At 38.1% G+C, this 13,210-nt stretch carries 10 protein-coding genes and 1 riboswitch; of the genes, 7 read left to right on the top strand and 3 right to left on the bottom strand.

Annotated features, from left to right (window positions below):
- The first annotated feature begins 109 nt into the window (after positions 1–109).
- From G525_RS0104085 to G525_RS22370, 7 genes are all read left to right on the top strand, one after another.
- Positions 110–1,966 (top strand): mechanosensitive ion channel family protein, encoded by a 1,857-nt coding sequence (locus G525_RS0104085; RefSeq protein WP_211222904.1) that lies wholly within the window; start codon positions 110–112, stop codon positions 1,964–1,966.
- A 365-nt stretch (positions 1,967–2,331) separates the two neighbouring features.
- Entirely contained in the window at positions 2,332–3,525 is a 1,194-nt protein-coding gene (gene sbcD, locus G525_RS0104080; protein ID WP_027125020.1) for an exonuclease subunit SbcD, read from the top strand.
- 4 nt (positions 3,526–3,529) lie between these two features.
- Positions 3,530–6,562 carry an AAA family ATPase gene (locus G525_RS0104075; RefSeq protein WP_027125019.1) on the top strand — a complete coding sequence of 1,011 codons (3,033 nt, stop codon included), beginning with the start codon at positions 3,530–3,532 and terminating at the stop codon, positions 6,560–6,562.
- 274 nt (positions 6,563–6,836) lie between these two features.
- On the top strand, positions 6,837–8,111 hold the full coding sequence (locus tag G525_RS0104070; protein ID WP_027125018.1) for a ribonucleotide-diphosphate reductase subunit beta: 1,275 nt from the start codon (positions 6,837–6,839) through the stop codon (positions 8,109–8,111).
- Positions 8,112–9,902 (top strand): ribonucleoside-diphosphate reductase subunit alpha, encoded by a 1,791-nt coding sequence (locus G525_RS0104065; RefSeq protein WP_027125017.1) that lies wholly within the window; start codon positions 8,112–8,114, stop codon positions 9,900–9,902. It abuts the gene before it with no gap.
- A 190-nt stretch (positions 9,903–10,092) separates the two neighbouring features.
- On the top strand, positions 10,093–10,362 hold the full coding sequence (locus tag G525_RS20195) for a hypothetical protein (RefSeq protein WP_035478976.1): 270 nt from the start codon (positions 10,093–10,095) through the stop codon (positions 10,360–10,362).
- Complete coding sequence (locus tag G525_RS22370) at positions 10,335–10,724, top strand: hypothetical protein (protein ID WP_211222903.1); 390 nt, start codon at positions 10,335–10,337, stop codon at positions 10,722–10,724. Before G525_RS20195 ends, G525_RS22370 begins: the two co-directional genes overlap by 28 nt.
- Before the next feature lie 47 nt (positions 10,725–10,771).
- Here G525_RS22370 and G525_RS0104050 read toward each other — a convergent pair whose 3' ends face one another.
- The 3 genes from G525_RS0104050 to G525_RS22475 form a co-directional block, all read right to left on the bottom strand.
- Positions 10,772–11,413, bottom strand: coding sequence for a 7-cyano-7-deazaguanine/7-aminomethyl-7-deazaguanine transporter (locus G525_RS0104050; RefSeq protein WP_027125016.1), 642 nt, complete (start codon positions 11,411–11,413; stop codon positions 10,772–10,774).
- Positions 11,414–11,417: 4 nt separating this feature from the next.
- Positions 11,418–11,462, bottom strand: a riboswitch (PreQ1 riboswitch).
- A 142-nt stretch (positions 11,463–11,604) separates the two neighbouring features.
- Positions 11,605–12,051 (bottom strand): MFS transporter, encoded by a 447-nt coding sequence (locus tag G525_RS22480; RefSeq protein ID WP_211222902.1) that lies wholly within the window; start codon positions 12,049–12,051, stop codon positions 11,605–11,607.
- Between the two features lie 93 nt (positions 12,052–12,144).
- Positions 12,145–13,101, bottom strand: a complete 957-nt coding sequence (locus G525_RS22475; RefSeq protein ID WP_211222901.1) for an MFS transporter — start codon at positions 13,099–13,101, stop codon at positions 12,145–12,147.
- Positions 13,102–13,210 lie beyond the last annotated feature (109 nt).

The raw sequence follows: 13,210 nt of genomic DNA, 5'->3' as shown, positions 1-13,210 counted from the left end.
TGAACTGATTTTTCGTGGTCATGATGAGTACAATATATCATTCTGAAAGTCCATTACATCGCATTTGATTTTATAAAATTATTTCTCGTATATTGTTAATGATTCTATCATGAGTATGAAAAAATTATCGCTAAAAACAATTGTAATTGTCTTGCTTATTGTTGGCAGTACTTCTATGATATATTCAAATACTCATTTTCAGCAAAAGGATTCCATTTCTAAAATTGTAGCCACTGAGAAACAACGCCTCATTGATTCAGTAAAAAGAGTGCATTTAGAGGAGCAGTTGAGGGTGCTCATTAAGAAAGAGGACGCACAAAAGAAAAATGCCCAAAGCCAATTAGACGCCATCAATGCTGCAGAAAGCAAAAACTTGGCAGCTAAAAAAGCACATATTGATTGGTTACAGAAAACAACCAAAGGGTTTCCAGTTGTGGGTGTAAATCGTGACACACTTTTTTTGATTCATTCTAGAATTGGAGCTACCACAGCTAAAGAAAGAGCAGCGAATGTGAGCACGAAAATCAAGCTTTTATTTGAAGATGATTTTTTTAAGAGAGATTCCTTCGCAGTAGTTCAATCCCAATATACCAATGATATAGTATATGGGAATACAATTATCATGAGTGTCTCTGAAACGGACGGACTTTGGTATGGAACGACTTCTTTGGGTTTGGCTCAGCACTTGGAGAAAACCATTGAAAATTCAATAGCAGACTTGCGAGAGGAGCGTAAGGTTTCTAAAATTTTAATGCGCGTGGGCTTGGCGTTCGTCGCGATTGGGGGTGTTTGGTTTGTTATTTGGCTGCTTGGGAGGTTGCATCGTTGGGCACTGCTGCGAATTTCGGTAAAAAAAGAAAAATGGCTTAAAAGTTTAAACTATAAGGATTACACATTCCTGTCCGCTGAACAGGAGTTGCAGATCATTTTTTTTCTTTTAAGACTTTTCCGTTGGGTCGTTCTTATTTTCGTGCTTTATATTGCACTCCCTATAATCTTTAGTATATTTCCCATTTCTCAACACTGGGCCGATGCTTTGTTCCAGCTCATTTGGTCACCACTTAAGTCAATTCTCATTTCCGTTTGGAATTATTTGCCCAATGTTTTTAGGATCTTGGTCATCTATTTTGTCATTAAATATCTCGTAAAAATTATAAGATATGGCTTCCGGGAAATCGAAACTGAGAAACTAAAAATTTCTGGTTTTCATTCTGACTGGGCCGTTCCTACGTTTAGTATTATTAAGTTTCTCCTTTATGCTTTTATGTTCGTGGTTATATTTCCACTATTGCCAGGATCCCATTCTGAAATATTCAAAGGGGTTTCCGTTTTTATAGGGGTTCTATTTTCGTTAGGCTCATCTACGGCCATTGCAAATATGGTAGCAGGATTGGTCATTACCTATATGCGTCCCTTTAGAATCGGAGACCGAATTAAAATTGCCGATGTGGTTGGTGATGTTGTTGAGAAAACTTTATTGATTACACGGATACGAACCACAAAAAATGAAATTATTACCATTCCCAATTCCTCTGTCCTTTCAGGAAATACCATCAACTACAGTATTGAGGCAAAAGGCCAAGGTCTTATAATCCATTCAACCGTGACCATTGGGTATGATGTGCCTTGGCAAGATGTGCATCAAGCACTCATTGATGCTGCCTTGTTAACGGAAACAGTTTTACCAGAACCACAGCCTTTTGTTTTGCAAACCAGTCTTAATGACTATTATGTAGCTTATCAAATAAATGCACATACCAGAGAAGCCTCAAAACAGGCAAGCATTTATTCTTATCTGCATCAGAACATACAAAATGTCTTTAACGAAAGAGGCATCGAAATTCTATCACCACATTACCGTGCACAGCGCGATGGAAATGAAACAACCATTCCGTCAAAATATCGTGCCAAGGATTATAAGCCGCCAAGTTTTAATGTGAATATAGAGAAAGACGAATCTTCTTAAGGTCAACGTGGAATGTAGTATCTCTCCTTTATAAAATAGGAAGGAATTATCTCCAATGACCTAATCTCACTTCGATTTCTAATGTTTCATTAAACCTCATAATTTATAGGCCAATCATAATAGATTTTGAGGTTTGAGCTAATTTTTCTCAAGACTTTAAAGAAGAAAAAACTTCCATTCAATAACTCTTTGACCTGTTCTGAAGTTTTTTTTCTTAAGTTTAGGCTCTGATAAAACTGGCATGAAATAGAAACGATTTTGTTTGTTTTTCATTTTCGGAACGACTAACACTTTTTTTAATCATGAGGGATGATCCAGGGAAAAAGTCCTACTACGAATCTTGATTAAGAATCTAATGAATTGACATGAAAATATTACATACCGCCGATTGGCATATAGGCAAGCAGTTGCATAAGATAGATTTATCGGAAGATCTGGAATTGTTTTTTGATTGGCTACTAGATACCATCGCGAAAGAACACATTGATTTGCTTTTGGTTTCAGGAGATGTATTTGATCAGGCCAACCCTTCTCAAGCTTCTTTAAAGCAGTATTATGGATTTTTAAAACGTATGCTTGGTACGGATTGCAAAATTATCTTAACGGGCGGGAATCACGATTCGGCTTCTGTTTTAAATGCACCAAAGGACATCCTTGGGTTCTTGAATATTGATGTTATTGGTGGCGCTCCTGAGAATATTAACGATCTTTTCATAGAATACGATAAAAAGGACGAACAGGTGGTTGTTGCCGCTGTCCCATTTTTAAGGGACAAGGATATTAGGAGTGCCGCCGCGGGAGAATCCTATAGTGATAAGATTGAACAGATTCAAGAGGGTATTAAAAGCTATTTCTCTAAAATCAACAGCCACTACTATCAACATTATCAAGAACATTGCCTTATTGTGATGGGACATTTATACGTTCAGGGTGCTCATGTTTCCGAAAGTATGCGGGATATCCAAATTGGCAATCAAGCTGGAGTTTCGGGAACTGTTTTTGGCGATGCACCGCACTATGTAGCTTTAGGCCATATCCATAAACCTTATGCCGTTTCAAAAAATGTACATTATTCTGGCTCACCCATTTCATTAAGTTTTAGTGAAAGAGAAGAGCAGAAACAAGTCAATATTATCTCGGTCAAAGGAAAACATCTTGAGGTGGAGATTGTACCCGTCCCAAGGTTCAGAAATTTGGTTGCTTTTCAGGGACCGCTCGAAGACGTTAAAAAACAATTACATGAATATTCGCCCATTACGCCTCTCGTCTCACTAGCGGAGATAATCGTACACGAACCCAATGAAAACATACAGATTCGTCGCGATTTAGATGACTTATTGGATAATTATTATAATGAGCATCTTAACATTGTAAAATCAAAATTGAACTTTGGCAATAAAGTACGCGGGGCTTCAGACGCTTTTGAGCCAGGAATAAGTGTTGCTGATGTAACACCCATGGAAATGTTTGAAAAAAGATTGGAGTTGGATGGCAATCAGGAAAACACCGAGGAATTAAAAAATGCATTTCGTCAAATTCTAGAAGAGCTTAACCTGTAGTTTTATGAAAATCAGTAAAATCAGTTTTAAAAATATCCATTCGCTTCGTGGCGAACACCATATCGATTTTTCATCAGGACCTTTGGCAGAAAGCGGTCTTTTTGCGATTACAGGTGCTACTGGATCAGGGAAATCGACGCTCTTGGACGTGATTACTTTAGCATTATATAATAAGGTTCCTAGGATTGGTTCTATCAGCAAATCGGTTATTGACGATGAGGGTGGGATTATGACCCGTAATGCAACGGATTGTTACGCTGAAGTGGAATATACCGTCAACCAAAAAACATACCGCTCACATTGGTCAATTGAAAGAAATCGCAACAACAATCTCAACGATCGAAAGCAGGAAATTATCGACGTGGCAACGGGTACGATACTTGAGAGTGGGAAATCTGCAGTACCCGCTAAAAACGAAGAATTAATTGGGCTCAGTTATGATCAGTTCGTAAAAGCCATGGTATTGTCTCAAGGGCAATTTAGCAAATTGCTACAAGCCAAAAGAGATGAACGAAATAAGTTGCTGGAAGATATTACGGGAGCCAAGGACTATAGGTCGATTGGAATTGCAGTTTTTAGAAAGTTCAAAGCAGCCTCAGAGGTTTGTAAAGAACAGGAGATTAAGCTGGGCGAAGTTGAATTGCTTCCTGAAGCCGAAAAGAAGGATTTAATTGCCCAGGAAACTGGTTTAAATAAATCCAAGCTCACTCAGAAAAAAGAGCTGGATCTTTTAAAAGTGACCATTGAAAACCAGAAAGGCATTCTTAAAAACCAGACCCTTTTAAGTACGAATGAAACCCAGCAAAAAGAATTATCTCAGGAAATTGAAAATTTCAAAAAAGAGGAAATCACTTTAAAAAACCATTCCAAATATGCGGTACACGCCCAGCTGATTTCTGATTTTGAACAACAAGCGAGAGCGTTTGTGGAATATACGGAGGAACTTACTCGAGAGAAGGTAAAACAAACACATATTTTAAAAGAGAAGAGCAGTCTTTTGGAAGAAGCTTCAATCTTGTTAAAAAGAAAGCTTACCGATGAAGAGTTTGTTCATCATTTAGCCGACTTTAATAAAGCAGTAACAGCATTGAAAAAAGAAGAAGATTTGGCCAGAGCAGAAGCCAAACTTCATGAAGAAACTATTAAAAAGCTTCTTTTGGACATTAATAAGGATTCCGAGCGTATTCGTTTTAATCCGCGACCTGATGTTTTTATTGAGGGCATTCAGCCCATTGAAGAAAAAATTGAGACTTTCTTAAAAACAGCCCAGATCAATAGTCAGGAAGAATTAGCAGAAAAGGACGCAAAGCTCAAAGAAAAATCACAGTTGATCAATGCCATCAAAATTGCCCTGACACAATACCATTCGGAATTAAAAAACAGTAACTCGAAAGCAACCGAATTGAAGGCTAGTGAAGACTTGGTTGAAAAATATAGCACCCAACTAAAGTCTTTAGAAGACGAATTGAAGCTTTTAGAAGTGGAGGTTGATACCCTGATTAAGGAAGAAGAAAATCGGAAAAAGCATCAAAGTTTGGAGGCACACAGAAACACCTTGGTTGATGGGGAAGCTTGTCCGCTCTGTGGGTCATTAGAACATCCGTTTGCCATGGACAATCCGATTTTTGATTTAAAAGAAGCGGCTCTAAAATCGAAAAACGAATTACTAAACACTAAACGCGCTTTAGAAACAGCTACATACACCAATTTAGACAATGAGCAGAAAAAGGTTAAAACCTTGAAGCAAGACATTCTTAGTATTGATGAAGCTATTGCGCCTAAGCTTGTTGAGATCGAAAAACTTTGCACATACCTTCAATTAGAAAGCATTCCCGATATTGAGACACTTCAGATTTTAGAAAACCAGTTTTTAAAAGAATCGCAATTGGTCGAGCGGGTCAGAAAAGCATTTGAAATAAAAAAACGATTAGAAAGCCTAAGCCATTCAGCAAAACAGTGGCTTAAAAGTTCAGATTTAATAATAGAGAAGGAAACGAAAAGAAAAACGCTTTATGATGGTGACACAGTAGAAAATAAAGTACAATCGTTAATTTCGAAATGGGTTGCAAATATTGAAAATATCAAAAATAACCAGCAATCCATCGCTACCTTCAAAGCTAAACTGGCAATTATCGTCAAAGAAAAAGAGATTTTTGAAAAGCGACTCAATGATATCTTAAAAAATGAGTCTATTGAAAGTATTGCCCATCTGAAAGCTTTTATTCTTTCTGAAAGAGATGCGGAGCAGATCCGTCAAACAAAGAAAGCTATTGAATTACGGCAAGAGCGTTTAAAAACCGAAAAAGAAAACGCCCAAAAGGAAATTGAAAATTTTAAAAAACGAATCACTTCCGATGAACCTCTTCCAGCCTTCGAATTAAACTACGCTAAGTTAGAGGAAGCCTTTGGCAGTTTAAACGAACAGATCGGGATTATAAAAACCAAATTGGAGGCAGATGCAAAAGCCAAAGAAAAGCAGGAAGCGCTATTGGAAAAATTAAAAGGCTTAAAAAAAGAAGAAGCCTTATGGAAAACCATGAACGGTTTGATTGGTGATGCCAACGGCAAACGGTTTTCAAATTTCGTTCAGGACTTAACACTCGAACAATTGATCGGATATGCCAATCTGCGATTAAAAGATATGAATGACCGCTATGTTCTTGATATTCCAACGGCGGACGAGGCCGATAAAAATGATTCCTTAAAAGTGTTTGATAGCCATCAAGGCGATGCCCGCAGATCCATCAACACCTTATCAGGTGGCGAAACCTTTATGGTAAGTTTGGCAATGGCATTCGCGCTTTCAGATTTAGCCGCTAAAAACGTCAAAATAGAATCTATCTTTATAGATGAAGGTTTTGGTACTTTAGATCCTGAAACCTTAAATCAAGCCATCACTATTTTGGAGAAGATGCAAAACGAAGGCGATAAATCCATTGGGGTTATTTCTCATGTGGAAGCCTTAAAAAATCGAATCACGACACAAATTCGCTTGGAGAAATTGGGATCTGGATATAGTACCATTGAAATTATATAATTTTATATACTATTAATCGGATCTGAACAATAAGGTAAATTGTACAATAAGAAGCTTTAATAGATGCAAATTTTAATAAATATGGCGTTATTCCTGTATTATATTGACCACTTGTTCATCAACATTTCTTGAACAGCTTCACCTTCAATTATTTCCATATTATAACCAATTGTTGATAACCATTTGACAACAATTTGAAGTGTCAACAAAAAGTCATTGATAAAATTTCCATCTTTACACCTCACTAATTTTTTTAATTTTTAGTCTTCATTTCATGGAAATTACTCACGTTATAAAAAGAGATTTTGCCACAAAACTCTTTCATTTACAAAAGATTACAGACGCTATCTTAAAGGCGATGACCGCTGCAAAACACGGTGGGCCAGAGGATGCACAACGCATCTCTGAAAATGTTTATGAGGCCCTTCTAGAAAGAAGACGATTGGACGGGAAATATATTCCTACCGTTGAGGAGGTTCAGGATTTTGTGGAAACCAAATTGATGGAAAATGGCTTTTTTGATGTGGCAAAGGGATATATCCTTTATAGAAATCAACAGACTCAAAAGCGCAAGCTAAATATTTTTGAAAAGCGTATCAATTTGAAGCCTTATGAGTATCCAGCAGTCTACGAATATGTACCGGCTATCCGACATTCGTATTGGATCCATACCGAATTCAATTTTACAAGTGATATTCAAGATTTCAAAACACGATTGACAGAAGTTGAACGCAGTGCCATTAAAAATACGATGCTTGCCATCTCACAAATTGAGGTTGCCGTAAAGAGTTTTTGGGGAGATATCTATCACCGAATGCCAAAACCAGAAATTGGTTCTGTAGGTGCCACTTTTGCCGAAAGTGAAGTGCGCCATCATGATGCCTATTCGCATTTATTGGAAATTTTGGGTCTCAACGAAGAATTCAAGGATCTTAAGAAAAAACCGGCCATCATGATGCGGGTCCAATATTTAGAAACGGCTCTTAAAAACGCGAAAAGTGAGGATAATAAGGAATATGCAGAATCGATTTTGCTTTTCTCGCTGTTTATCGAGCACGTGTCGTTATTTTCTCAGTTTTTGATTATTATGGCCTTTAATAAGCATAAAAATATGCTGAAAGGAATCTCAAACGTGGTGGAAGCAACTTCAAAGGAGGAGCAGATTCACGGTGATTTTGGAATCGATATCATCAAAATAATCAAAGACGAAAATCCAGAATGGTTCGATGACAACTACAACAAAATGATCCAAGAAATCTGTAAAGAAGCCTTTGCCTCTGAAAGCAGAATCGTGGATTGGATTTTCGAAGAAGGCGAATTGGATTTTCTTCCCAAAGCCGTGGTTAATGAATTTATAAAAAACAGATTTAACAATTCCCTTGAAAGCATCGGAATAGCAAAAATATTTGAGATAGACCAAAGCCTCATAGCGCAAACGGAATGGTTTGATGACGAGATTATCGGGACCAAACATGGCGACTTCTTCGTGAAACGCTCTATCAATTACAGTAAAAGAACTCAAAGTATAACCAGTGATGACCTTTTTTAAATGAACAATCCAAACCTTACCCTCGACACACAAATTTCAAAAACAAATTCAGAAACTGACAACCTTGTAAATGCTCGAAAGGAAGCGCTGCAAAAAACAGAAGAAACTAAATCACAAGGTTTTGAATGGCTTAATGAACATAGCCGTAACTTTTTAGCTTCAGGCTATCTCACCCCGGGAATAACCGCAGAGGAACGCATTCGCGAAATAGCGGATAGAGCCGAACAAATATTGGGTATCCCTGGATACTCAGATAAATTTTATGGTTATATGTCTGAAGGATTTTTCTCTTTGGCATCACCGGTTTGGTCAAATTTCGGAAAGAAAAGAGGCCTTCCTATCAGCTGTTTTGGGTCGCATATTGGTGACGATATGGGCAACATTCTATACACCCAATCAGAAGTAGGGATGATGTCTAAACTAGGAGGCGGAACGTCGGGTTATTTCGGAAAAATTCGTCATCGTGGGGCAGAGGTTAAAAATAACGGACAAGCATCTGGTGCGGTTCATATCATGCAGTTGTTTGAATCCATGGTAGATGTTGTGAGCCAAGGCTCCGTAAGACGTGGTCGTTTTTCACCGTATTTACCAGTGGAACATCCAGATATTATGGAATTTTTGGAAATTGGAACAGAAGGGAATCCTATTCAGGAGTTGACCCATGGGGTTACCGTAACCAACCAATGGATGGAGGAAATGATAGCTGGTGACGAAGCAAAACGATCTATTTGGGCAAAAGTGCTTCAAAGACGTGGAGAAATGGGCTATCCATACATTTTCTTTAAAGACAATGCCAATAATGGGGCTGCCGATGTTTATAAAGATAAAGAGCTTCCAATTTATGCCAGTAACCTATGTACGGAGATCATGTTGCCTTCAAATGACGATTGGTCTTTTGTATGTGTACTTTCTTCAGTAAATTTATTGCACTATGATAAGTGGAAGAATACTGACGCTGTGGAGACTATGGTGTATTTCCTGGACGCAGTGATCACGGAATTTGTTGAAAAATTAGAAGACTATCGCGACTCTGAAAGTAGAGAAGATAGACAGACCTTCCTATTTATGGAACGTGCCTATAATTTTGCAAAAGACAATCGTGCGCTAGGACTAGGTGTTTTGGGATGGCATTCTTTGTTACAGTCAAAAATGTTGCCATTAAATAGCCAAAAGGCATATAATTTAAATAGTGAGATTTTTAAAACGATCCAAGAAAAATCATATAAGGCATCAGAAGAATTGGCAGGATTATTTGGAGAGCCAGAGGTCCTAAAAGGATACGGCAGACGTAACGCCACCCTGAATGCCATTGCACCAACCACATCATCGGCCTTTATCTTGGGTCAAGTATCGCAAGGTATTGAGCCCATCTGGTCTAACGTTTATGTGAAGGATATTGCAAAGATCAAGACCACAATTAAAAACTCTTACTTAGAGGAGTTATTGGAAACAAAAGGTCAAAACACTGCCGACGTTTGGAGGGATATTCGTAATAATGATGGATCTGTACAACACCTTGATTTCTTATCAGAGAACGAGAAAGAGGTGTTTAAAACCTATTCGGAAATAGATCAGTTGGACTTGATTTATCAAGCAGCCAACCGTCAGAATCACATTGATCAGGGACAATCGGTGAATATTATTGTACATCCAGAAATGCCTGTCAAAGAAATTAATAAAATTCACGTTACCGCTTGGAAATTGGGATTAAAATCACTTTACTACCAGCACAGCATGAATGCCGCTCAAAAGTTTGCACAAAAGAAAGATTGTGCGAGTTGTGAGGCTTAAGTATTCAATATAGTTGATTGATATATAGAAGTACCTATAGAATATTTAAAGAACAGGTTCAGTGTTTTATGAGCCTGTTTTTTGTTTAATTATAATTCTCAGATAATTTGTATATTATGTTAAACAATAGCCTATTTGGCCTGCATCGTAAATAATAATTAGTATTCTTGCAGGTTGAAATTTTTATGTTATGTCAGAGGAAATAGACAATACCAACAATGAGGATGATCATCTTTTTCAGACGTTCAGGGGTAAGACTTTGATTTCTGAACATAACGGAGACGATACTGAATCTGAATTAACACCTGAAGTTGTCAACGAAGTACCGTTTTCTGAACGTATGAAAACCCATCGGTTTTTTCTTGTGCGCGGTATTTATTACATCTTTTATTCTATATGGTCGGTTGTAATGGCTATCGGAATGTTTCTAGCTTGGTTAATAGCCATGCTGTTTATATGATGCGTCGGTTTCCGCTAAATACGTTGCATCGTTATATACTACTTTCTTTGGTGGTATTTTTAATTGTTCAGAGCTTCAAATTCTTTTCCATAGTTGTCTCTAATTGGATTTTCCATCACCTCAATGATTTTTTGGTAATTCCGATGGTTGCTACAGCAGGTTTGCATGGCGTTTGGCTTATTAAGAAGGACCAAACCATTCGTTTGAATAATTTTACAATTTTAAGTCTAGTAATACTCTTTTCATTTGTATTTGAATACTATCTCCCACAACAAGATAATCGATATACCGGAGATCTTTGGGATGTTCTGTGCTATCTATTGGGAGGTATGGCGTTCTACATTTTACAGAAAATAGAGTAAGAATCTTCTTTAGTCTATTTTGAAAAGAAAATACTTTATGAGTAGGCTCAACTTCTAATGCTATTTTCTTTCAATCTTTTTGTCACCCTATCTAAAATAACTTTATAAAGTGGAAGGAAGAACAGCGCACTGATTATTATTTTAAAAAAATAATCGACGGTGGCTATTTCTACCAAATTTTCTGCAAGATAAATGTCTGAAGTTCTGTAAAAGGCAATAAAGAAAAATGCCAGAGTGTCCATGAAATTCCCAAAAATACCCGAAGCTATTGGCGCGTGCCACCATTGTTTATGTTGCCGAAGCTTATTGAATACGAAAACATCTAAAACCTGACCAACGACGTAGGCTGCGAAGCTGGCGATGGCAATTCGCGCTACAAATAGGTCAAAGTTCAAGAAAGCATCGAATCCCAACCAAATGCCATTGCGAAATCCAACGGTAATCAAATAGGAAACGACTAAGGCCGGAAGCATGGCATAAAAAACAATCTGTCTCCCCATTTGTGCACCAAAAAGCCGTACGGTCAGATCTGTAGCCAAAAAGATGAAAGGAAAGGTAAATGCACCCCACGTGGCCTTGAATCCGAAAATGGAAATAGGAAACTGAACTAGGTAGTTGCTTGACGCAATAATAAGAATGTGAAATCCGACGAGTAATCCTACAAGTCGAGTGTTTTTAGTAACGGACATAAAGCGTTTCTTAGTTTTTTAACGTGGGAGAATTTCGAACCACGTGTCCAATTTTTTTTATGAAAAATTAAGGGTGCAAGATAGTTACTATTTTGCTGATTTTTGTTGGGATTGGAATTAAAGTTAGGAGTTTCGATTTATGCTTAAAACTATACCTCGCTAACCAAAATTCAGATATCGATATTTAATGTTTAAAACTTATCAATTTTTCCAAAGTGTTTTGGTGTGAGCAACAAAACAATAAGGGTAAGCACTCCCACGGTCAATAACCCAATATAAACCGTGTGTGTCGAATCAAAAAAGGCATGTTGCAGATAGTTTTGAACGCTATCGTCTGAGTGGGCGGATTGCAATACCTCTACAACTTCATTCACTTTGGGTAGCGCGCTCTGTAAATTTTCAGGTGCCTCCGTCATTTTATCAAATAACACCGAATTGAAAATAGCCGCAAAAACGGCAGCACCTAAACTTTGACCGAAATATCTAGAGAACATGCTGGCCCCAGTTACAACACCTCTTTGACCCCAATCAACTGTGGATTGCACCCCAACCATTAACGGAGTAGAAATCAATCCAAATCCTGCACCCATAAGCAATTGGATAGCAATTAATGTCCATACGGCACCTGGGTAGGGCATGAAGAGAAAACTTGACACGGCAATAATTACAATGGAAATACCGCAAAGCGCTGTATTTCTAAAGCCAACGCGTAGATATAATCTTCCCGAAAACTATGAGGATATGGGCCAAGTAATTCCCATACTTGCCAATATGAAACCTGCCATAATGGCCCCTACGCCAATGACAGATTGCGAAAAAACTGGTAAAAACATGTTGGGTCCCATTGTCATGACACCCATGCCGATAGTTGCAAGATTAGCACCCACAAGAATCCGCTTTCGCCACACCCAACGTGGTAAAATAGGACTTTCGGCGTGCGCCTCGATTTTCATGGTTGCATAAACTAAAAGGGCTGAAACCGCAGTAAAAATAACGGTTTCGTAGGAAATCCAATCCCAAGATTGCCCACCCTGCATCAATCCGAACATGATAAATCCACCCGTGATCAATAGGGCCAATGCACCAAGCCAATCGATTTTTGCGTATTTGGTGGGCTTATTTTCTTTAAGAAACATACTGATCATAATGATAGATCCAATCCCAACGGGAATGTTAATCAAGAAAATCCAGCGCCAAGACGCATAATCGGCCAGGGCACCTCCCAATGTTGGTCCTAAAATCGCAGAAACGCCCCACACACTAGAAAGCCAGCCTTGAATTTTTGCGCGCTCTTCAAGTGTATAAATATCTGCAGCAATAGTATTGACCGTCGCCATAATGGCACCGGCACCTACGGCTTGCAGACCTCTGAATACAATTAAGCTGATCATGTCCCAAGCGCCAGCACAAGCGGCAGAGCCTAAAAGAAAAACAATCACTCCATAAATTAGGATAGGTTTACGCCCATAGGTGTCTGCCAATTTTCCGTAAATGGGAATTGTAATGGTTTGAATCAGAAGGTATATGGAGAATAGCCAACTGAATAAAGAAAACCCACCTAAGTCTCCCACAATTTGAGGAATTGCAGTCGCGACAATGGTACTATCCATGGCGGCTAAAGCCATCGTTAGCATTAATGCCGCTAAAATCCAACCCCTACTTGGTTGCCTTAGGACGTCGTGAGTCATACAACAGATGCGATTGATTTAATTCGCGCAAAGTTAAAATTTAATCATACATGGGGTGGCTCAAATATGGAAATTGTTTATTTTGAAAAGAATAGATTGAAAAACCATT

Origin of the sequence: Gelidibacter mesophilus DSM 14095 (genome assembly GCF_000423005.1) — a bacterium.
GTDB classification, from domain to species: domain Bacteria; phylum Bacteroidota; class Bacteroidia; order Flavobacteriales; family Flavobacteriaceae; genus Gelidibacter; species Gelidibacter mesophilus.
This window is presented reverse-complemented; position numbering and strand designations above follow the sequence as displayed.

Excerpts from the sequence above, each read along its gene's own strand:
- G525_RS0104050 (WP_027125016.1), bottom strand. The coding sequence starts at position 11,413 with ATGTCCGTTACTAAAAACACTCGACTTGTAGGATTACTCGTCGGATTT.
- G525_RS0104070 (WP_027125018.1), top strand. The coding sequence starts at position 6,837 with ATGGAAATTACTCACGTTATAAAAAGAGATTTTGCCACAAAACTCTTT.
- G525_RS22475 (WP_211222901.1), bottom strand. The coding sequence starts at position 13,101 with ATGACTCACGACGTCCTAAGGCAACCAAGTAGGGGTTGGATTTTAGCG.
- G525_RS0104075 (WP_027125019.1), top strand. The coding sequence starts at position 3,530 with ATGAAAATCAGTAAAATCAGTTTTAAAAATATCCATTCGCTTCGTGGC.
- G525_RS0104065 (WP_027125017.1), top strand. The coding sequence starts at position 8,112 with ATGAACAATCCAAACCTTACCCTCGACACACAAATTTCAAAAACAAAT.
- G525_RS22480 (WP_211222902.1), bottom strand. The coding sequence starts at position 12,051 with ATGCCCTACCCAGGTGCCGTATGGACATTAATTGCTATCCAATTGCTT.
- sbcD (WP_027125020.1), top strand. The coding sequence starts at position 2,332 with ATGAAAATATTACATACCGCCGATTGGCATATAGGCAAGCAGTTGCAT.
- G525_RS20195 (WP_035478976.1), top strand. The coding sequence starts at position 10,093 with ATGTCAGAGGAAATAGACAATACCAACAATGAGGATGATCATCTTTTT.
- G525_RS0104085 (WP_211222904.1), top strand. The coding sequence starts at position 110 with ATGAGTATGAAAAAATTATCGCTAAAAACAATTGTAATTGTCTTGCTT.